The following is a 20,396-nucleotide window of genomic DNA, read 5'->3' as shown; positions in this document are numbered from 1 at the left end:
TAGAGACTGTCGTAAAGTCTAAAGTATGAGCGAAGAATTTACAGGAACAAATGACGGCTTAAACGCCAATAGTTTGAAAGATATTGAAGAGCTTCCAGACTTGCCAGAAGTTAAGGCTTTTTCTGCAGTGCCTAGCAGCGATGAATCTACAGTCGAGCTATTAGATTCAAAGAAGATTGCAGAAACTGGCGCAGAAACCGGCGTAGAAACGAACTCAAAATCAAAATCAAGTAAAAATTCTTCCTTACAAGAAGACGATGTTGACGAGTCCGATCCTCTACTTAAGCGCCCGCGTGTTTCCACAATATTATGGTGTGTTGCGCTCGCAGTCGTATTTTTAGTTTCTGCAGTTGGCGTTTGGTTTGTGAGCGTGCAAACAATACTTGGCCAAAGCTACGAGGAAATGGTAATTGATGGTTTTGGTTCTAGAGGAATGCCAGCATGGTTATCTGCTTGCTTAAAACCGCTTTGCAATTCACTTGTTGTTATTATTCTTGGTGTTGTTATTGCGGCAGTTGCTTTAGTTTTAGCTTGTGTTCGAAAACGCTGGTGGCTGCTTGGGCAGTGCGCAGGAATTATTATTTTGGCCGCTGCTGCTGAACCCTTAAAAAAGATTCTTCCTCGACCAATGCTTATTAATATTGAATATTTGTCGGCAAACTCAGCACCTTCTGGCCATACTTTACTTATTTGTGCGGCTTGTGCTTTGCTTATTTGCACTGTTTCTAGAGTTTGGCGCGCATGGGTTGCTGTTGCGAGCGCTGTAATAACTATTTTGGTGCAACTTTCACTGGTTGCAGGGCATTGGCATAGGTCTTCAGACGTGCTTATTTCATTGCTAATAGTTGCTGCAGTAACTCTTATTGTTCTTGCTTTAACGCGTTGCAGCGGAATGGACATGCCTGCGTATAGAAGATCCTCAATTAGCGTGCAAATTGTAGGAAGTTCTATGATTACTTTGGGTGTTCTTGCTTGCCTTTACTCACTATATTTAATATGGCAAATTTTGCCAGGTGTAGATATTTTTGCACAGTGGGCGGCTGTTGTATCTTATACTGCAACATATTGGCTGATTATTGGTGCATCTTTGCTTGTTTATGGCGTGATTATGGTAATGCGCCATTCTACAGCTTCCCCGCTTGGCAGGCTTGGATTAGTTGGTGCGCCTCCAACACCACCGTCTGCTGCATGAAAATGTCTACTCTATCTGCTTTTATCCACCGAGGTGGAATTTAATAGACGTACAGCGTAACTTGAGATACAGTTAGTGCGAAGCATACAGTTAATGCGTGTATGTTTGATTGTGTTAGGAAAGGAGCGAATATGGCAGCTGAACATAAGCTAGTCATTGTGGAGTCTCCCACGAAAGCGCGCAAAATTGGCGGGTATTTGGGTAACGGATACACTGTTATGGCGTCAGTGGGGCATATTCGCGACCTCGCTCAACCAAGCCAAGTTCCAGCCTCACGCAAAGCTGCGTTTGGTAAGTTTGGCGTAGATGTTGATCATGGTTTTGCCCCATACTATGTTGTTGGAGCAGATAAAAAGAAAACAGTTGCCGATTTAAAGTCTGCGCTCGCCAAAGCCGACGAGCTGTATTTGGCAACTGATGAGGATCGCGAAGGTGAGGCTATTGCTTGGCATTTGGTTGAAGCTTTGAAACCAAAAGTGCCAGTAAAGCGTATGGTTTTTCACGAGATTACTAAGGATGCTATTCAAGCTTCGCTAAGTAATACTCGAAATGTTGACGACAATATGGTTGATGCGCAAGAAACGCGTCGTGTGCTGGATCGTTTGTATGGTTACGAGCTTTCTCCTGTGCTTTGGAGGAAAGTTGGTCCAGGTCTTTCTGCTGGCCGTGTGCAGTCTGTTGCAACAAGGCTTATTGTTGAGCGCGAGCGCGAGCGCATGGCTTTTAGGAAAGCTTCATACTGGGATATTAGTGCTGTTTTGAGCTCTAAAGACTCTGATGGTAAAAGCGTTGATTTCGAAGCGCGCATGAGCGAGCTTTCTGGTCGTCGTCTGGCTGGTTCTAAAGATTTCAATTCAAAAGGCGAGCTTGTTGCTGCAAAAGGTGAGTCTCAGAAAGCTTTGCACGTTGACGCTGATTTTGCGTCCAAGCTTTCCAAAGCTCTTGAAAATTCAGATTTTGTAGTTGACTCTATGGAAACGAAGCCGTACCGCCGTCGTCCTTTGCCGCCTTTTACTACATCAACTTTGCAGCAAACTGCTGGAAACCGCCTGTCGATGAGCTCTCGTCAAACTATGCGAGCTGCGCAATCCTTATACGAAAACGGCTATATTACTTACATGCGTACGGATTCCGTAACGCTTTCTAAAGAGGCTATTGAGGCCGCTCGAAATGCTGCTAGGGTAGCGTTCGGTGCTGAGTATGTTTCTAAATCTCCTAAACAGTATGCAACTACGTCTGCAGGAGCGCAGGAAGCTCACGAATGTATTCGCCCTGCTGGAGCGCGTTTCTTAAGCCCAGACGAGCTGGCGGATAAATTGCCTGCAGATCAGCTTAAATTGTATACGCTTATTTGGCAGCGAACTCTTGCGTCTCAAATGGAAGATGCTACTGGTTTTACAGCAACAGTTAAGTTAAACGCTTCTGCTGGCGAATATGGTGAAGCTTTGTTCCAAGCTTCTGGAACAGTAATTACTTTTGCTGGTTTTATGAAAGTTTTTGCTAACGCATCTGCAGCTGAAAGTGATGGCGCAGGCGAAAAAGCGCTTCCTCAAATGCAATCTGGGGATGTTCTTGAAGCTAAAAGTGTTAGTGCGGATTCTCACGAAACTCAGCCGCCTGCAAGATACACCGAAGCTTCTTTGGTAAAAACGCTGGAAGCTAAGGAAATTGGTCGCCCTTCTACTTATGCAACTATTATTTCCACGATTATTGATCGCGGATACGTGTATGAGCGTGGACGTGCTTTAATTCCTTCATGGCTTGCGTTTGCTGTAATCAAGCTTTTAGAAGCTAACTTCCCAAAGTATGTTGATTACGCGTTTACTGCGGATATGGAAAATGGTTTGGACCGAATTGCGCACGGCGAAGAAACCGGTCGCGACTGGCTAACTAGATTCTATTTTGGTTCTGGAGATGATTCTGCGAAGTCTGCTGACGAAGCGCATATTGGTTTGCAACAGCAGGTTGCGGAACTTGGCGAAATTGACGCGCGTGAAATCAACACTATAAATATTGGTGATGGATTGCACGTTCGTGTTGGCCGTTACGGACCTTATTTGGAAGATACTACGAATTTGGACGCTGAGGGTAATCCTCGACACGCATCTCTTCCAGAAACTTTAGCTCCGGATGAGCTTAGCGTGGATGTTGCGCGAGAATTGTTAGATAACAATGCTGAAGGTCCGCGAGTGTTGGGCAAAGATCCTGAAACTGGTGGCACTGTTGAAGTGCGAAATGGTCGTTTTGGCCCATACGTTGCTTTAGTTGACTCTCAGGATGATGAAGACGCTAAGTCTTCTAAGTCGCGTCCAAAAATGGCATCCTTGTTTAAGACTATGGATCCTTTAACCTTAACTTTGCAAGATGCTTTGCAGCTTTTGCACTTGCCGCGTTTGGTTGGCGAGTATGAAGAAGTTGATGCTGAAGGTGTGGTTAAACTTGCTCGCATTGAGGCAAGCAACGGACGTTACGGCCCATACTTAACTAAGACTTATTCTGAAGTTGATTCTAAGCCAGAAACGCGCTCTTTAGCTAGTGAAGACGCTATTTTTACTACGACTCTAGAAGAAGCGAAGGCTTTGTTTGCGCAACCAAAGTACGGTAAGCGTACTCGCGGTGCTGCTAAGCCTCCTCTTCGCGAGCTCGGTGCGGATCCTGAAACTGGAAAGCCTGTTGTAATTAAAGATGGCTTCTATGGGGCTTATATTACTGATGGCGAAACGAATCGCACTTTGCCGAAGCAGTACACGCCTGAATCAATTGATCCTCAGGATGCGTTTGCGCTATTGGCTCAAAAGCGCGCTGCAGGACCTGTAAAACGCAAGAAGAGCGCTGCAAAATCTTCCGCAAAGAAGTCTACTGCGAAAAAATCTACAGCAAAGAAAACTTCCACAAAGAAGACTACTGCAAAGAAATCTACCGCTAAAAAAGCATAGGAATGAAATCTAAAGATTAAATAGACCTTGCGTATGGAGTCACAAAATATGGAGTCACAAAATATGGCATCTAAGAATGGTGATTTTTCAGGCGGTTGCGCTTGCGGAGGAAACTGTGGTTGCAACAGTGAGAAATATGCTGAAAATAAAGGCTTATTTATTTCTTTTGAAGGAATTGACGGCGTTGGTAAAACAACGCAAGTTGAGGCGCTGAAAAAGCATTTGCAATCTTTGGGGCGAGAAGTTGTAGTGACGCGCGAGCCGGGCGGAACTGATCTTGGAAAGTCTTTGCGCGAAATATTGTTGCACGGATCTTTTGTGTCCTCTAGGGCTGAAGCTTTATTGTTTGCAGCAGATCGCGCTCAGCATGTTGCTCAAGTGATTCGCCCAGCGCTTAGCCGTGGAGCGGTAGTAATTACAGATCGTTACATTGATTCTTCGCTTGCTTACCAAGCAGGCGGCCGCGAATTGACTATGGATGATGTGCGAACTTTAAGCGAGTGGGCAACTGACTCTCTGTGGCCTAATCGCACTTACTTGCTAGACATGCAGCCGGAAGCAGCTTTTGAGCGTTTGCATCGTGAGCAGGATCGAATGGAATCAGCCGGAATTGATTTCCAGCGTCGCACTCGAGAAGCTTTTTTGGATTTAGCGCAGGAATCTGCAAATAGGTATCGTGTATTAGACGCAACATGTTCTGCACAATCCTTAGCGGAGCTAATTTCTAGCGATGTGAATAATTTAATTGCGCAAATTGAATCTAAATAAAATGCTGTAAAACGAAATTTAGTGGGTGAAGCAATGAGCGTTTGGGATAACGTAGTTGGCCAAGAGCAGGTGATTAAGCGTTTGCAAAAAGTTGCTTGCGCGGACGCCAGTAAAATAGCCCAATCTTGGCTAATTTGCGGAGCTGCCGGCTTTGGCAGTGTGCAAGTTGCGCGCGCTTTTGCTGCTGCTCTCGAAAGCCCGGATTGTTTAGATGCAAATCGAAATATTAGTGGGGAAGAAGAGCTTAGTAAAACTGCTAAAGAAGTTTTAGCTGGCTCGCATCCGGATGTTCATACGCTTGCAACCGAAGGTGTGACTCTCAGCATTGACGATGTTCGCGAAGTTATTGGAATTTCCGAGCAAATGCCTAGCACTGCTCCGTGGCGAATCATAATTATTGAAGACGTTGACAGAATGTTGGAGCGCAGCACAAACGTTCTTCTTAAAGAGATTGAAGAGCCTAGCAATCACACTATTTGGCTTCTTTGCGCTTCAAGCGCTAAAGATGTGCTTCCAACAATTCGTTCGCGCACGCAGCTTGTGCAATTAGCTATGCCGGATGAGAAGTCTGTAGCAGAATATCTTATTAAAAAAACGGATGCGGATAATAAGTTAGCAGGTCGCGCAGCTAGACTTTCTCAAGGAAATATAGAAACCGCGTTGATTTACGCAAGCGACGAGCGTGCTTTAAGCAGGCGAGATGAGTTAGTTGCAGGATTGCTTCGCATGCACGAGGCTGCTGACGCAATTATGCTTGCTGCAATGCTTATTGAGGACGCAAAAGCTCAAGCAGAAGATGAAGTTCAGCGAAATGTTGAAGCTCAGCAGAAAGAATTTTTAAGAATTAACGGCTTAAAAGATGGCGATCGTATTGCGCCAAAATTGCGCACAGCTTACAACGCAATCGGTAAAAAAGATGAGGTAAAGCGCAAAGTTACTCGCGTAAGTCGCGACGTATTAGGTCGTTCTTTAGACGCAATCAGCAGCGTGTATCGAGACGTTTTAGTCATACTTAACAATGCGCAGGATTCTTCGCCAATAATAAATCAAGAATACAAGTCTGGGATTGTAGAACTTTCTAAAAAACTAACGGTGAAGCAGGCGCTTGGTTTTGTTGACAACATTGCCACAGCTCGTAAGCGCTTGGCTAGAAACGGCAACGCAACGCTTGTTTTTGAAGCGTTATTCTGCTCTCTTTTATAAAAATAACGTAGGGCTTTACTATATTCGCCACGGAAGTGACATATCGCTTGTGCCTATTCTCGGCGCGTTAGTTGACTCGCGTCGCATAATTTCTGGCCTAAATTCCATGTGTGCTGGAAGCCAATGTTGTTCGGACTTATCAACAGTGGCTAAGCGAATAGCTTCGCGCGCAATCTGCTGGTATGGAGGCCTGATTGAAGAAAGCTTAGGCTCAGATATTTTTGCCTGCCTGCTATCTCCGTAACCTATTACGCGAACATCTTGCGGAACTTTTAAAGAAAGCTCATCTAAAGCCAAAAGAGCTCCCATTGCCACGGCGTCGTTTGCGCAAATAATAGCGTCTGGTCTGCGTGATTGCTTAGCTGCAGAAGTGGAAAAGAGCCTCATAGTATCCTTAAATCCACGCTGATAAGTAAGCTCGCCAAAAGTCGTCCAATCTGGCTCAGGAAGTAGACTTAATCGGCTTGCAGCAGTCTGGAAATTAGCGAATAAGTTTGCGTTTTGTGTGGAGTCAACATTTCCGCTTAAATAAGCAATATTGTGCGCGTCGTGGTGTGAAAGATGTATTAAAGCAGCTTCCATCATGGATTCTTGATCCATGCCAACCCAGTTAATGTGGAACGAAGTTGCAGTGCCGCCGATTTGCACAATTGGAAGATTATTTACGTAGTTTTCAAGTATTTTTGTTAAATCAATATTGTTAGACTGTATAACAATAAGACTGTCAACATTGTGCTCAATAAGCTCCTCAATGCGCTCTTCTTGCGTTTCAGCGTCTTTGCCAGTGCCAACAAGAAGTATTTTGTCTATTGTCTTAGCTGCCTCATCCAGGGCGGAAAGCATGTTTACGTTGAACGAATCGTCTACGTTGCTTGTGCTCATTACCACGCCGATTGTGTTAGTTGTGTCGCTTCTTAATGCGCTTGCTGCATAATTTACTGAATAATTAAGCTGTTCTGCAGCTTTTCTAACGCGTTTTGCAATATCGTCATCTTTGGCTCGACGGCCAGAAAGTACGCGAGATACTGTTGCGATTGAAACTTTTGCGAGCGCCGCTACATGAGTAATGGAGGCATTCTGATTTGTTTGATTTGCCATATATGCCCCCGAATGAGTGCGGTGCTGTAGCTAATAATAAGCAGCACCGCAAATCGAATACTATAAAGTGAATATTATTTATTTGCTCGTTTATTTACTTTCTTAACTCTATATTATTCGCCTTTCGTGACTACTTCTACAAGCTTAGCTGCCACATTTTCAGCATCTTCGCCGTCTACAGTAATTGTGATTGAATCTCCCTTAGTAATGCCCAAGCCCATAATCGAAAGAATGCTGTTTGCGCTTACTGGAGCTCCTTCACCTTTTGCGATTGTTACGGTGCAATTTGATGCCATTGCAGCTTGTGAAAATTCAGATGCTGGGCGAGCGTGAATTCCAACAGGGTCTTCAATAGTAACGGTGCGAGTTGCGACTGACATTTTTTCTCCTTTGAATAAAAAATTAATAATTTCTACTTTTATTTTACTTTCGTATAAAAGCAAAGTTTTTTTTCTTAAGTTTTTTATTGCTATTTTTAATGTTAAGTGTAACACAATTAACTGAAAAATACAGAAAACGTTTTCACTTGTTGTAACAACGTTTTTAATGGTGTATAGTTTCATTAGTAAGAAACGTTTACCTGCAAGAAATGCTTCTGCGGCGTTGCAGCTGTGGTAAAGCGTCTAAACCTAAAGGAGGGTTTAAGTATGGTAATCACTGGTGTTGGTATTGGTCGTTCAATGGCGTCTGGTGAAGTATTGTGTATGGCACCTGCTTTGCGCGAGCCAGAAGATGTGGCTCGTCCTTCGGCAATATCAATCGAAGATGCCAAAATTTCAGTACAAAACGCTCTAAATGCAGTAAATAAAGATTTGCAACAGCGCGCGGAAGCTGCTCTTAAAGCAGCGGATGAAGGAACTAAAAAAGCAGCACCAATTATGCAGGCTCTTGCGCAAATGGCGTCGGATCCAGCATTAATAAGTGCGATTGAAGCTGGAATTTCTGCTGGGAAAACAGCTGAACGTGCTACTTGGGAAGGATTTGCGCAGTTTGAAGATATGTTGCGCAATCTCGGCGGCTATATGGCTGAGCGTGCGGGAGATTTGCACGATGTTGGCCAGCGCGTTATTGCGTCCTTGCTTGGTGTCGAAGCGCCTGGAGTGCCAGAAAGCGATTCTCCTTTTGTGTTGGTTGCTAGGGATCTTTCTCCTGCCGATACTGCTTCGCTCAATTTAAGCAAGGTTCAGGCAATTGTTACAATCGACGGCGGTCCTACAAGCCACACTGCTATTCTTGCGCGCGCTCGCGGAATTGTTGCTGTTGTTGGAGCGCACGATGCTTGCCAGCTAAACAATCATCAAATGATTGTAGTTGATGCTGCCCGCGGACGCGTTATAAGCGATCCTAGCGAAGAAGAAATTGCGCATGTTAAAGAGTCTCGTGAGCGCTTAAGTCGTGCTCGCGAATTGCGCGGATTGCCTGGAAGTACTAAAGATGGTCATTTGATTCCACTTTTGGCAAATGTTGGCAAGCCTTCGGATGCTCAAATTGCGCACGAATATGGTGCTGAAGGCGTTGGCTTGTTCCGTACGGAATTTCTGTTTATTGGTAACGAGCAGCCGCCTAGTGTAGAAGAGCAGACAGAAGCCTACACAAAGCTGTTATCTCAATTTGATGGCAAAAAAGTTGTTATTCGTCTGCTTGATGCTGGAGCAGATAAGCCGTTGCCATTCTTAACTCCGGAAGATGAGCCAAATCCTGCTTTAGGTCTTCGCGGTTTGCGCACTTTAAGGCAGCATATGGATGTTTTAGATGGCCAGCTTGAGGCCTTGGCTCGCGCTGATGCCGCCACTAATGCAGATTTGTGGGTAATGGCTCCAATGGTTTCAGACGAGCATGAAGCTGCGTATTTTGTAAAGCTTGGTAAATCTAAAGGTCTTAAGAAGGTTGGCGTTATGGCCGAAGTTCCTTCTATTGCTTTGGTTGCCGAAGAAGTTGCTCAAGTTGCTGATTTTGTTTCTATTGGAACGAATGATTTAACTCAGTACACTCTTGCGGCTGATCGAACTCTTGGATCTGTTTCTAATTACCAAACTGCTTGGCATCCTGCCGTGTTGCGTGCAATCAAAATGATTGCAGACGCTGGTAACGCTCATGGTATGCCAGTTGGAGTTTGTGGTGAAGCTGCGGCTGATCCAGACTTAGCGGTTGTTCTTACTGGTCTTGGTATTAACTCGCTTTCTATGACGCCGGTTGCTTTGGACGATGTTCGTGCTGAACTTGCTCAGACTACATTTGATGAAGCAAAAGCTAAAGCTCAAGAGGCTTTAGCTGGAAAGTTCTACCACTCGATTATGCAGGAATAATCAAAATTTAAATATAACCAAAATTTAATAATCACAAAATTTAAAAAATAGTAAAAAATTAAAAATAATCAGAAAAGAGAAAATATGAGCGCTGATATTGACGAGCTTCTTCCGGACGCTGCAGTTAATCTTGATGTTGCGGCTAAGGATTGGCGCGATGCGATTCGTCTTGCTGGCGATGCTTTGCGAGAAGCTGGCTTTACCACTGACGAATACACGGATCAAATGATTGAAACCGTTGAGAAAATGGGGCCATATATTGTTATTGCTCCAGGCTTGGCTTTGGCTCATTCAAGGCCATCGGCAGCGGTTCTTAAAAGCGGTTTAAGCTGGGTTCGTTTAAGTACGCCTGTTGAATTTGGCAATGCTGCTAACGATCCAGTTTCTTTAGTTATTGGTCTTGCAGGTCACGACGAAAGCGAGCATATTGGGGTTATGTCCGCAGTTGCTGCAGCTTTGTCTAATCCTGTAAAAACTAAGGAACTTGCGCAAGCAAAAAATGCTGAAGAAATTCGCGCGATTCTTAAAAGTTAGATGTTAAATCATAAATTAATTTTGTAAAATTAAAAATGATAACTCAACGAAAGAGGCTATTATGAATATTCTGTGCGTATGCGGAAACGGCATTGGCACGTCTGTACTGCTCAAAATCAATGTTGAGGCTGCAGCAGCAGACCTTGGTCTTGATGTTACGGTTACTACTTCCGACGCTGGAAGTGCAAAAGGTACCGCTAATATGAACGACCTTGTACTCACATCTCCTCAGCTCGCTCCAGAGCTTGAGGGTACTACCACTCCTGTGGAAACAATTGAAAATTTCATGGATGTTGAAGAGGTGAAAAGCGTACTTGAGCGTTACGTATAGTAATTACTCATAGTATTTGCCTTCCCCTAGGGAATAAAAAAGAAGGAAATAAAAATGAACATTGTAGTTCAGGTTTTAAATTTCATAAGTCAGCAGATTTTGAATGTGCCGGCTTATTTGATTGGTATTATTGCAGCAATCGGTCTTATTGCACTCAAGCGTAGTGCAGGACAAGTTATTGCAGGCGGCTTAAAGGCTGCTATGGGTTACCTTATTTTGGGCGCAGGTGCTGGCGTTGTTGTTGGTGCTCTTGCTCCATTTGGTGACTTAGTTTTGAAGTCTACTGGTGCACACGGTGTTGTGCCTACAAACGAGGTTATTACAGCTCAGGCTGCAGGACAGTATGGTGCTACTTCTGCATACATTATTGTGCTTAGCTTCGTTCTTATGCTTCTTGCTGCTCGCTTTACTCCACTGAAGTACATCTTCTTGACTGGTCACCACATGGTGTTCATGTCCATGTTGCTCGCTTTGGTGCTTTCTGTAGGCTTTGGTGCTGGCAACCAGCTTCTTATTGTTATTGTTGGCTCCATTATTATGGCAACGGTTATGGTTGTTTTGCCAGCTTTTGCGCAGCCATTCATGAACCGCATTACCGGAAGCGATAAGCTTTCAATCGGTCACTTCAACTCCTTAAGCTACATTGTTTCTGGTGCTGTTGGCGCTGCTGTTGGTAAGAAGTCAAAGTCCACTGAAGACATCAACTTCCCTAAGGGCTTGAGCTTCTTGCGCGATTCCATGGTTTCCACCACTTTGTTGATGGTTGTGCTTTATCTTGTGTTCGCAGTATGGGCTTCTGTTGTGTTGCCGGCAAAGGAACTCTTCAAGATTTTCGCATCTCATCCTACTGATTACAGCGCATTCTACATGGCTGCTTTTGCTCAGGCTTTGCAGTTCGGCATTGGTGTTAGCGTAATCCTCTACGGCGTTCGTATTATTTTGGGCGAATTGGTTCCTGCATTCCAGGGCATTGCTAACAAGGTTGTTCCAGGCGCACGTCCAGCATTGGATATTCCAATCGTGTTCCCATACGGTGCTAACGCTTCCCTCATTGGCTTCTTGGCTTCCTTCGTTGGTGGTCTTGTAGCTCTTGGCATTATTGCAGTGTGGATGGGACCGGCTTGGGGCTTGGCCTTGATTCTTCCTGGCATGGTTCCTCACTTCTTCGATGGTGGCGGTGCTGGCGTATTCGGCAACGCAACCGGCGGTCGTCGTGGCGCTATTCTTGGTGGCTTCATCAACGGCTTGATTATTACATTCCTCCCAGCAGTATTGCTTACGGTTATGGGTTCCTTCGGTTTGGCAAACTCCACCTTCGGCGATGCTGACTTTGGTTGGGTTGGTACCGTTGTTGGTAACTTCGCTCACCTTGGTGCAGGCGTTGGTGCTGTAAGCTTGATTGTTTTTGCAGTTATAATCTTTGCTTTGGCTTGGGTATGGCAGGTTAAGGTTGTTAACACCGGCTGGCTTCCTGCAGTAAAGCATGCTGAGTTCATTGAAAGCATTAAGGAACAAGAGCGTGCTGCCAAGAAGGCTGCTATGGCTGCTAATAAGGAGGCTGCAGCAAAGTAAAAATCGAGTATAAAATCTCCATTTTCTAAATCAGTGCGCCCGGTTATTTATATAGCTGGGCGCACGTTTTTATTAATCTCGTTAATCTAATTAATCTTCAAAGTCATAGGACAAGCTGCAACACTGTTAATATCTCAGTTGGCTGACTGAGTTAGTAACAGTGTTTTGCCAATTGCCGTTGTTTTCTCAGTTTGTTAGCTGAGTTTTTAACAGTGTTGAGCTTATTACCGTTATTTTCTCAGTTTTCTGACTGAGTTAGTAACAGTGCTCAACGCACGTAAAGAGAATAGTTTGCAAATAGGTAATTTATTAGCGCAGTTGATTAGTGTTGTGTAATAGTAGATACTTGAATTATGAATATTTCTACAGATTTCACTATTATTCCAGATAATTATTCCAAGGCTGCACCGGAGCAGAACAAAATTAATGGAGTTCCAGTAGTTTCATTCCCGTTTTACGTTGACAATATGCCATCTTTTGTGCACTACTTGCATTGGCGACTTGTTGACGATGATGCAATACCGGTATGCGGTTTTGAATGGATTCATTGGACGGCTGCAAATGTGCCAGTAGATGCGTTAATGTTTGATTTTAACGATTCTCACGCTTTGCAAATTCCGGAAGATTTTTCGCGCAAAATGCCAGCGATGATTCCTGAAGCTATTCAGGGGCGTAATTCGCAAGCAAGCAGGTTTGTTGGCTGCGAAGATCCTGCAATCACCATGCGTTACAACGGCCCGCAGCCTCCAGATAAAGATCACGAATATATGTTTGAAGTTTTTGGTACGGAACAACCTTTGCCAAATCTTAAACAAGGCTTCTATATGAATGAATTGTTGCGCGAAATTCGTAACTGCACTCGCGGCGTAGATGCGGGCGGAATGTTCTTTACTGGGCGCGCCTAATTTAAGTAACTAGCGATAGAATCAATCAGGAATAAAAATTAGTAAAATATTAAAACTCACAAATGGGGGCTGCAAATGGCATGCACAACAATTCTCGTCGGACGCGGCGCAAGCTACGACGGATCTACGCTTATTGCGCGTAACGAAGACTCCGCAAATGGCGAATTTAATCCAAAGCGCTTAGTAGTAGTAAAGCCAGAAGATCAGCCTCGAGTTTATAAGTCCGTTCTTAGCCACGTAACAGTTGAGTTGCCGGATAATCCAATGCAATACACAAGCGTGCCAAACGCTGATTTGCGTGAAGGAATCTGGGGAGAAGCTGGCGTTAACGAAGCAAACGTGGCAATGAGCGCAACTGAAACGCTTACATCCAACGAGCGCGTGCTTGGAGCAGACCCAATGGTTGAGCTTCAAAAAGAACAAGGCAAAGTTGGCGATGCTGACTACAAGCCAGAAGTTCCAGGCGGAATTGGCGAAGAAGACTTCTTAACAATTGTTTTGCCTTATATTCGTAGCGCTCGCGAAGGCGTTGAGCGTTTGGGTGCGTTGCTTGAAAAGTACGGCACTTACGAAATGAACGGCGTTGCTTTTTCGGACGTAAACGAGATTTGGTGGCTTGAAACTGTTGGTGGCCATCATTGGATTGCTAAGCGCGTGCCGGATGAAGCTTATGTTGTTATGCCAAACCAGCTTGGTATTGACGAGTTTGACTTGGATGACGCTTTTGGTGAGCAAGAAGAGCACATGTGCTCGGCTGATTTGCTTGAATTTATTAAAGAAAATCACTTGGATTTGTCGGTTGAAAACGCTTCTCCTTTCAATCCTCGCGATGCTTTCGGCTCTCATTCGGATTCCGATCATGTTTATAACACGCCTCGCGCGTGGTTCATGGAGCGCTTCTTGAATCCGTATGACGAAGTGTGGGATGGTAAAGACGCTGATCATCGTCCGGACAGCAACGACATTCCTTGGGCTCGCCAGCCAGAACGCAAGGTAACCATTGAAGATGTTAAGTACGTTTTAAGCTCGCACTATCAGGGCACTGAATATGATCCTTACGGAAAGCTTGGAGACGAGCATACTCGCCACATGTTGCGCCCAATCGGTATTAACCGTCAAAGCGAGCTTGCTGTAATGCAAATACGTCCTTACATGCCGGAAGAAATACGTGCAATTCAGTGGATTACTTACGGTTCTAATCCTTTCAACGCTTTGGTGCCGTTCTATCCGAACGTAAATCGCACTCCAAAATATTTGGAAGATACAACTACTCGCGTAACAAGCGAAAACTTCTATTGGGAAAATCGCATTATTGCAGCTCTTGCCGATGCTGCGTTTAACGATACAGCTAATACGATTGAGCGTTACCAGGAAACTGTTGGCTCTCTTGGGCATGCAATGGTTAAGCGCACAGATAAAGAAATTGCTGATTTGCTCGGCGTTTCTTTAAGAGATTACGAGCCAGAGCGTGAATGCGATGAAGACGGTTATTGCGGCGATGTTGTGCGCAATCCGGAAGAAATTATTGCCGCTCTTCGCGACGCAAAAGTTCGTGAGGCTTTGGCTAACGCGAATGACAGCATGGCAGAAAGGTTGAAGAAGGAAACAGACGCGTTGCTTGATAATGTTCTTTACATTACAAGTATGCGTATGAAGAATGGCTTTAACCGTTCTGATCATTAAATTATATAAAATATGCATTTATGCATTATGCCTATGAAAGTGGGGAACATGAGCATTATTGATAAATACACAACAACATTCGGCTTGGTTAAAAAGATTGATGCCTTCGGGTATTTGGACTATTTAAAGCAGAATCCTGATCAGCCTCGCAAGCATGGAAAAGTGCTTCTTGTTACTGCAGACACTCCGCTAAAAGCATCTCGTGGTGAAGGTAAAACAACTACTACGATTGCTTTGGTTGATGCCTTGCGTGAGCGCGGTGTTGATGCTGCTGCAGTTCTTCGTCAGCCAAGCATGGGCATTACGGCCGCTGGTTCTAAAGGCGGCGCAAGCGGCGGCGGTAAGTCTTCGCTTTCTCATCCTGAGCTTATTGATTGGGGCTTGTGTGGTGAGATGGCTGCTATTGCTTGCGCGCAGAATTTGCTTGTGTCGTTTGCAGAAAAAGCAGTTGATGAAGGCGTGCTTGATACGATTTTGGTTCCTCGCGTAAGTGAAGTTCCATCTCGTTCGCTTCGCAGCATTGCTGTTGATTATGGCAAGGGAACTGTTCCTGAGCGAGTCGTTTTGACTCCAACATGCGAGCTTATGCAAATTGTTGTTCTTTCGCGCAGCATGGATGAGATTTCCGAGCGCGTTGCTTCAATGATTGCTGGCACAAAGGATGGTGTTCCTCGTAAGTTTGGTGATTTCGTTGATTTGTGGCGAATTACAAATATTCTTTCCGACGCTGTAAAGCCTGCAAAAACAGAAACTATTAACGGTTCGCCGATTTATGTGCATTGCGGTCCATTTGCAAACGTTTCGCTCGGTATTCCAAGCCTTGTAAGCGTTGAAATGGCTTGCGCTGAGCATGATGTTGTTGTTGTGGAAGCAGGTTATGGTACGGATGCTGGTGCTCAAAAGTGGCTTGATATTGCTTCTCGCGAGTTTGGTGCAAAGTGGCCTGCCGCTGCAGTTGTAGTTACTCGCGCAACTACTTGGCGAGATGACGAAACTTTGGCTTGGCGCTACCCATTCCATGTTTCTCGTTTGGAATCTCTTAATATTCCTACATTCCCGTTGATTAATTTGTGGGAAGGTGAGGATGATCAGGTTCCTGAATTATTAGCGCAGGCGAAATCTTTGGGATTTAGGAAGCCGATTGTTGGCAATCTTTTCCGCGACGGTGGCGATGGTTTGGCAGATCAGCTTGACGATTTTGTGTCTGTAATTAGTGAAGATACTAAAGCGTATGCTCCTGAATCCAGGCGCGGAAATACTCTTATGAATCGAATTAAGCTTCTGTGTGAAGAAGCTTACGGCGTTCCAGCTGATCGTGTCATTGAAAAAGATGGCTTTGCTGATTCTCTGTCTGCAGCGCAAGATTTGTGCGCAAATGCAGGTGTTGATTTCAACAGCCTTGCGTTAGTGGCAGTCAAGTCTCCTGCAACCATGACGGACGACGATCACAAGCCTGCTGGGGAGCGCACAGTTACCTTAAAGAAGGTGGAAGTTCACGCTGGTGCTGGAGTTGTGCAAGTAAACCTTACTGCATCTCTTACAACGCCAATGCCAAAAATTGTGTGAATTGGCAAGGAGTAAAAATGAGCGAGACCGAATCTGAAGAAATTAAAAATAATACTTCAGGAAATCGTAATTTACGTAGCAAAGTCGTTCTCGCAGAATCGCCTATTGGTAGTAAATGCGGCAAGGTTTTTCTTGCCGCAACGCCAATTGGTAATATTGGTGACGCTTCTTCTAGGCTAATAAATCTCCTAGAAACTGCAGATATTGTGGCAGCTGAAGATACTCGTAGGCTTTACGATTTGGCGAATCGACTTGGGGTTCATGTTTCTGGGCGCGTTGTTGCGTATCACGATCACAATGAGCGAAATAAGGCCGACGGTTTGCTCGACGAAGTAGAGCAGGGTGCTAAGGTTCTTGTGGTTTCAGACGCTGGAATGCCAACTATTAACGATCCGGGTTTAGCAATTGTTCGCCGGGCTATTGAACGTGGACTTCCTGTTACATGCGCTCCAGGCCCTAGTGCGGTTCTTGATGCGCTTGCGCTTTCTGGATTGCCAACTGATCGCTTCTGCTACGAAGGTTTTTTGCCAAGAAAGTCTGGTGAACGACAGCAACATTTGCGTTCGCTTAAAGCAGAGCGCAGAACAATCGTGTTTTATGAGGCTCCGCACCGAATTGCAGAAGCTATGGAAGATCTATTAGCTGTGCTTGGCCCTAATAGGCCAATGGCATTATGCCGAGAGCTTACTAAAGATTTTGAGGAAATTCGCCGCGGAAATGTGCAAAGTATTTACGACGGCGTGCTGGCTGATCCTCCTCGTGGCGAAATTGTGCTGGTTATTGGGGGAGCTAACGATGATGAAGTTAGAGCAGAAAGTCAAGATTTAAGCGTAGATGCTCTTGCTGAGCTTGCGGCTGATTGCGCAGAAAAGGAAGGTTTGCGCATTAAAGAAGCAATTACGAAAGTAGTAAAAGAGCATCCGCTTTTAGATGGTTCTTTTGCAAATCGTAAGCAAGTTTACGCAGCATGCCTTAAACAAAAAGGTGAGGCTGAGTAGGGAATTTTCTTATAAATTTCCAATAATCCTAAAACTATTGCCTTAAGCCTGCCTTAAAGCCTGCTGTAAGTCTTGCTGTAAGTCTGTCTTAAGTCTGCCGTAATAGATGTCATATATCGCTATCATAAGATGCAAATAACACTTCAAAACTGTGACGAACATCCGGTCCGCCTTGTTGAGAAATGTATTCTAAAAGATGAGCGTCTGCAGAAGGATTTGCAATAACCCATTTACGCAATTCGGGTATATGTTTTGCAATATGCCACAAGATTTCCGGATTTGTTGAGGGGTCGCTTGCAACAACAGGCGTAAGGAGTATTGGCGGCTTAGGAGGAGAGCTTGCATGCTCCTTCGTGAATGAGTTGAATTTCATTTCCATGGTTTCCTTATTTCATTCGCAATATCATTCAGCCAAGTTCTTGCGCGCACAGAGCCTGGAAAATAAGGATTGCTGTCAATAATACGTCTGCACTCGTGCAAATCTACGCGATAGTGAGATATTAGTAAGTTTGCAATGCTTTTTCTGTATAACTCGTAATTTTCACTATCTCCTTGCGTATATGCTAAATCGCATATTGTTCTTTCCGGAGTTGTTATGCGAGTTTTTCCAAGAGTAACATAGTCTTTTTCGTTTAATTTCCTACGAAATGATCGAATTGTGTGACCGTGTGGTTTCCTTCTATAATGACCGTAATCAATAACATCTATATTTTCAGGAAAATTTCCACCAAGCCACACCCACGCAGCTGTAAATAAGCAAGCAACGCTTTCTGAAGGTATTAAATCGTTTACTATATTGCTTCTTCCGCGCATAGAAATAGCCATTTTATGGGAGTACCCGGTATTAGATGTTAAGCGGTTAAATATTCCAAATTTAGAAAGCTTTTTCATGCACATTGGCCCAGGTAAATGGTTGTTATCAAGAAGAGGCGGGAATTCCTCGTTGTCTATTTTGCCGATTTTCCAAATCGTATATGCCATTTGTTGATCAATCATATTCTTCCTCTCTTTCTATTGATTTAAGAATTGAGATTATGAAAATTTTTAGAGGTAAATAAGATTAAATAAATAAATTGTGGATATGTGAATTGCTATTTGAATAGATACTTAATCAATATTGAATCGCTATTGTTTTTAAGTGCATATAATTCGTATTAGCTAAAAGTTTTGCACATATTCACAATTAGAATATTCGTAAGAATCTGCTATTTTTGCGCCATTTTTGCGCTATTTTCTGCGCTTTTCTCTAAATTTTTCTTTGATATTCGTCTAGAACTGTCCGCGCTGAACAAGATAATATTTGCCTATGAGTCATATTTTGGTGAATGTTGCATGGCCTTACGCTAATGGCCCTCGTCATATTGGTCACGTTGCTGGATTTGGTGTTCCTTCAGACGTGTACGCGCGTTACGAGCGCATGAAGGGCAATGACGTGTTGATGGTTTCTGGAACTGATGAACACGGCACGCCTATTTTGGTTGAGGCAGATAAAGAAGGCGTTTCTGCGCAAGAGCTTGCAAACCGTTACAATCGCGTAATTACTAAGGATTTATGCGATTTAGGTTTAAGCTACGATTTGTTTACGCGCACAACAACCGCAAACCATGAGCATGTGGTTCAGGAAATGTTCCGTCAGTGCTTAAAGAACGGTTATATTTATAAAGGTACGCAGAAGGTTGCAATTTCGCCTTCTACCGGCCGTACTTTGCCTGATCGTTATATTGAGGGAACTTGTCCATTGTGTGGTGCGGATGGCGCTCGCGGCGACCAGTGTGATGCTTGCGGAAATGAGCTTGATCCGGATGAGCTTATCAATCCTGTTTCTAAGATCAACGGAGAAACTCCTCGCTTTGAAGAAACTGAACACTACTTCTTGGATTTGCCGTCTTTGGCTGAGGCGAATGTTAATTGGCTTCATTCGCGTGAAGGTTGGCGTACTAACGTTATTAACTTCTCGCTTGGCTTATTTAAGGAAGTAAAGCCTAGAGCTATTACGCGCGATATTGATTGGGGTATTCCGGTTCCTGTTGAAGGTTGGATTGATAACCCGAATAAGCGCTTGTATGTGTGGTTTGACGCCGTTATTGGTTACTTGTCTGCCTCTATTGAGTGGGCGCGCAGGCAGGGTAAGCCGGATGCTTGGCGCGACTGGTGGTGTGATCCTAAGTCTCCTGGCTACTACTTCATGGGCAAGGATAATATTACTTTCCATTCTCAAATCTGGCCTTCGGAAATGCTCGCATATAACGGAGCTGGATCAAAGGGCGGCGAAGCTGGTGTTTACGGACCGCTTAATATGCCTGAGCAGGTTGTTGCTTCTGAGTTTATGACTATGGAAGGTAAGAAGTTCAGCTCTTCGCGCGGAATTGTTATTTACGTGAAGGATATTTTGGCTCGTTATCCTGTGGATGCTGTGCGATACTACATTTCTATTGCAGGCCCTGAAAATTCTGATGCTGATTTTACTTGGGCTGAGTTTGCTCGTCATAATAACGAAGAGCTTGCTGCAAGTTGGGGAAATCTTGTTAACCGTGTGGCAAATCTTATCAATAAGAATTTTGGCGAGATTCCTCCTTTGGATGAAGATTCTATGACTTCAATGGATCGCGCTTTGCTTGATCAAACTTCTGATGCGTTTGCTTTGGTTGGCAGCTTGATTGAGCGCCATCGTCAGAAGAATGCTCTTACGGAAGCAATGCGAATAGTTGCGGATATTAATAAATATATTTCCGCAACTGAGCCGTGGAAGATTAAGGATGACGAAGCTCGTCTCGGAACCGTATTGCACGTGGCTGCGCAGGCTGTTTCGGATGCTAATCATCTTCTTGCTCCGTTCTTGCCTCATGCAGCGCAAAAGGTTTGGGAAGCTCTTGGTGGCACTGGCGTGTTCTCACCGTTGCCTCATATTGAGGAAGTTGAAGATTTGGATAATCCAAACTTTAAGTATCCGATTATTACGGGTGATTATCGTTTGGGTGAAACTGTACATCCTTGGGAGAGTGAAGAATTGGTTGCGGGAACGCCTGTTCCTAAGCCAACTCCTATCTTTGCTAAGATTCCGAAGGAAGCGGTTGATGAGGAGCTTGAACGTTTTGCTTCTGCATTGGCAGAGCGTCAGCGTGTTGAAGCAGAAAGACTTGCTGCTGCAAAAAAATCTTTGGAAAATAGCGGCAAATAGGTTGAAAATTTTGGGCAAATCGTTATAAAATAACAAAAAATATAGCAAGTTTTCTTAATAAGAAATATTTTAAGGAAATTTTAAGGAAAAACTCTTTTCTTTGGACGAAAGTTTAGCTATACTAAC

At 44.2% G+C, this 20,396-nt stretch carries 17 protein-coding genes; 13 read left to right on the top strand and 4 right to left on the bottom strand.

All coding sequences use genetic code 11. The annotated features are described in order from the left end of the window. Window positions 1-25: 25 nt before the first annotated feature. The 4 genes from ACJV7B_RS05375 to ACJV7B_RS05360 all read left to right on the top strand — a co-directional run bounded on the left by ACJV7B_RS05375 (window position 26) and on the right by ACJV7B_RS05360 (window position 6,099). A complete protein-coding gene (locus tag ACJV7B_RS05375) occupies window positions 26-1,192 on the top strand; it encodes a phosphatase PAP2 family protein (protein ID WP_375169248.1) in 1,167 nt (388 codons plus the stop codon). Between the two features lie 131 nt (window positions 1,193-1,323). Further along, the gene (gene topA, locus ACJV7B_RS05370; protein WP_419389142.1) at window positions 1,324-4,128 is read left to right on the top strand and encodes a type I DNA topoisomerase; all 2,805 of its coding nucleotides are present in this window, start codon (window positions 1,324-1,326) and stop codon (window positions 4,126-4,128) included. A 63-nt stretch (window positions 4,129-4,191) separates the two neighbouring features. Beyond that, window positions 4,192-4,896, top strand: a complete 705-nt coding sequence (gene tmk, locus ACJV7B_RS05365; protein ID WP_410296601.1) for a dTMP kinase — start codon at window positions 4,192-4,194, stop codon at window positions 4,894-4,896. Window positions 4,897-4,929: 33 nt separating this feature from the next. Then, window positions 4,930-6,099 (top strand): DNA polymerase III subunit delta', encoded by a 1,170-nt coding sequence (locus ACJV7B_RS05360; protein ID WP_419389141.1) that lies wholly within the window; start codon window positions 4,930-4,932, stop codon window positions 6,097-6,099. Between the two features lie 18 nt (window positions 6,100-6,117). Here ACJV7B_RS05360 and ACJV7B_RS05355 read toward each other — a convergent pair whose 3' ends face one another. Continuing rightward, a complete protein-coding gene (locus tag ACJV7B_RS05355; protein ID WP_419389140.1) occupies window positions 6,118-7,197 on the bottom strand; it encodes a LacI family DNA-binding transcriptional regulator in 1,080 nt (359 codons plus the stop codon). Between the two features lie 113 nt (window positions 7,198-7,310). Continuing rightward, the gene (locus ACJV7B_RS05350) at window positions 7,311-7,577 is read right to left on the bottom strand and encodes an HPr family phosphocarrier protein (protein WP_019260531.1); all 267 of its coding nucleotides are present in this window, start codon (window positions 7,575-7,577) and stop codon (window positions 7,311-7,313) included. 267 nt (window positions 7,578-7,844) lie between these two features. Between ACJV7B_RS05350 and ptsP the strand changes: the two genes are divergently transcribed. The 8 genes from ptsP to rsmI all read left to right on the top strand — a co-directional run bounded on the left by ptsP (window position 7,845) and on the right by rsmI (window position 17,092). Beyond that, the gene (ptsP, locus tag ACJV7B_RS05345; protein ID WP_419389139.1) at window positions 7,845-9,503 is read left to right on the top strand and encodes a phosphoenolpyruvate--protein phosphotransferase; all 1,659 of its coding nucleotides are present in this window, start codon (window positions 7,845-7,847) and stop codon (window positions 9,501-9,503) included. Between the two features lie 84 nt (window positions 9,504-9,587). After that, window positions 9,588-10,037, top strand: a complete 450-nt coding sequence (locus tag ACJV7B_RS05340) for a PTS sugar transporter subunit IIA (protein ID WP_116794440.1) — start codon at window positions 9,588-9,590, stop codon at window positions 10,035-10,037. Window positions 10,038-10,098: 61 nt separating this feature from the next. Next, on the top strand, window positions 10,099-10,368 hold the full coding sequence (locus tag ACJV7B_RS05335) for a PTS sugar transporter subunit IIB (protein WP_019260534.1): 270 nt from the start codon (window positions 10,099-10,101) through the stop codon (window positions 10,366-10,368). Between the two features lie 54 nt (window positions 10,369-10,422). Next, complete coding sequence (locus ACJV7B_RS05330; protein ID WP_419389138.1) at window positions 10,423-11,940, top strand: PTS ascorbate transporter subunit IIC; 1,518 nt, start codon at window positions 10,423-10,425, stop codon at window positions 11,938-11,940. Between the two features lie 353 nt (window positions 11,941-12,293). Continuing rightward, a complete protein-coding gene (locus ACJV7B_RS05325) occupies window positions 12,294-12,845 on the top strand; it encodes a YbhB/YbcL family Raf kinase inhibitor-like protein (protein ID WP_410296577.1) in 552 nt (183 codons plus the stop codon). 75 nt (window positions 12,846-12,920) lie between these two features. Further along, window positions 12,921-14,528 (top strand): C69 family dipeptidase, encoded by a 1,608-nt coding sequence (locus ACJV7B_RS05320; protein ID WP_419389137.1) that lies wholly within the window; start codon window positions 12,921-12,923, stop codon window positions 14,526-14,528. Between the two features lie 48 nt (window positions 14,529-14,576). Beyond that, on the top strand, window positions 14,577-16,094 hold the full coding sequence (locus ACJV7B_RS05315; protein WP_180964367.1) for a formate--tetrahydrofolate ligase: 1,518 nt from the start codon (window positions 14,577-14,579) through the stop codon (window positions 16,092-16,094). A 17-nt stretch (window positions 16,095-16,111) separates the two neighbouring features. Next, window positions 16,112-17,092, top strand: a complete 981-nt coding sequence (gene rsmI, locus ACJV7B_RS05310) for a 16S rRNA (cytidine(1402)-2'-O)-methyltransferase (protein ID WP_004129247.1) — start codon at window positions 16,112-16,114, stop codon at window positions 17,090-17,092. 109 nt (window positions 17,093-17,201) lie between these two features. On the opposite strand, the gene ACJV7B_RS05305 is transcribed toward rsmI, so the two are convergent. Together ACJV7B_RS05305 and ACJV7B_RS05300 are read right to left on the bottom strand one after the other, a co-directional pair. After that, a complete protein-coding gene (locus tag ACJV7B_RS05305; protein ID WP_004129243.1) occupies window positions 17,202-17,471 on the bottom strand; it encodes a variant leucine-rich repeat-containing protein in 270 nt (89 codons plus the stop codon). Beyond that, on the bottom strand, window positions 17,462-18,088 hold the full coding sequence (locus tag ACJV7B_RS05300) for a hypothetical protein (protein WP_419389136.1): 627 nt from the start codon (window positions 18,086-18,088) through the stop codon (window positions 17,462-17,464). The genes ACJV7B_RS05305 and ACJV7B_RS05300 overlap by 10 nt, the downstream gene beginning before the upstream one ends. Before the next feature lie 310 nt (window positions 18,089-18,398). Here ACJV7B_RS05300 and metG point away from each other — a divergent pair, with 310 nt between their 5' ends. Then, window positions 18,399-20,270 carry a methionine--tRNA ligase gene (gene metG / locus ACJV7B_RS05295; RefSeq protein ID WP_419389135.1) on the top strand — a complete coding sequence of 624 codons (1,872 nt, stop codon included), beginning with the start codon at window positions 18,399-18,401 and terminating at the stop codon, window positions 20,268-20,270. The last annotated feature ends 126 nt before the right edge of the window (window positions 20,271-20,396 follow it).

This window comes from Gardnerella bretellae (genome assembly GCF_048545135.1).
In the GTDB taxonomy this organism is placed as follows: Bacteria; Actinomycetota; Actinomycetes; order Actinomycetales; family Bifidobacteriaceae; genus Bifidobacterium; species Bifidobacterium greenwoodii.
Note: the sequence above shows the minus strand (reverse complement) of the source record. Positions and strands in the feature narration are given on the sequence as shown.

Coding starts and splice junctions, on each gene's coding strand:
- ACJV7B_RS05375 (WP_375169248.1), top strand. CDS start 26: ATGAGCGAAGAATTTACAGGAACAAATGACGGCTTAAACGCCAATAGT.
- topA (WP_419389142.1), top strand. CDS start 1,324: ATGGCAGCTGAACATAAGCTAGTCATTGTGGAGTCTCCCACGAAAGCG.
- tmk (WP_410296601.1), top strand. CDS start 4,192: ATGGCATCTAAGAATGGTGATTTTTCAGGCGGTTGCGCTTGCGGAGGA.
- ACJV7B_RS05360 (WP_419389141.1), top strand. CDS start 4,930: ATGAGCGTTTGGGATAACGTAGTTGGCCAAGAGCAGGTGATTAAGCGT.
- ACJV7B_RS05355 (WP_419389140.1), bottom strand. CDS start 7,197: ATGGCAAATCAAACAAATCAGAATGCCTCCATTACTCATGTAGCGGCG.
- ACJV7B_RS05350 (WP_019260531.1), bottom strand. CDS start 7,577: ATGTCAGTCGCAACTCGCACCGTTACTATTGAAGACCCTGTTGGAATT.
- ptsP (WP_419389139.1), top strand. CDS start 7,845: ATGGTAATCACTGGTGTTGGTATTGGTCGTTCAATGGCGTCTGGTGAA.
- ACJV7B_RS05340 (WP_116794440.1), top strand. CDS start 9,588: ATGAGCGCTGATATTGACGAGCTTCTTCCGGACGCTGCAGTTAATCTT.
- ACJV7B_RS05335 (WP_019260534.1), top strand. CDS start 10,099: ATGAATATTCTGTGCGTATGCGGAAACGGCATTGGCACGTCTGTACTG.
- ACJV7B_RS05330 (WP_419389138.1), top strand. CDS start 10,423: ATGAACATTGTAGTTCAGGTTTTAAATTTCATAAGTCAGCAGATTTTG.
- ACJV7B_RS05325 (WP_410296577.1), top strand. CDS start 12,294: ATGAATATTTCTACAGATTTCACTATTATTCCAGATAATTATTCCAAG.
- ACJV7B_RS05320 (WP_419389137.1), top strand. CDS start 12,921: ATGGCATGCACAACAATTCTCGTCGGACGCGGCGCAAGCTACGACGGA.
- ACJV7B_RS05315 (WP_180964367.1), top strand. CDS start 14,577: ATGAGCATTATTGATAAATACACAACAACATTCGGCTTGGTTAAAAAG.
- rsmI (WP_004129247.1), top strand. CDS start 16,112: ATGAGCGAGACCGAATCTGAAGAAATTAAAAATAATACTTCAGGAAAT.
- ACJV7B_RS05305 (WP_004129243.1), bottom strand. CDS start 17,471: ATGGAAATGAAATTCAACTCATTCACGAAGGAGCATGCAAGCTCTCCT.
- ACJV7B_RS05300 (WP_419389136.1), bottom strand. CDS start 18,088: ATGATTGATCAACAAATGGCATATACGATTTGGAAAATCGGCAAAATA.
- metG (WP_419389135.1), top strand. CDS start 18,399: ATGAGTCATATTTTGGTGAATGTTGCATGGCCTTACGCTAATGGCCCT.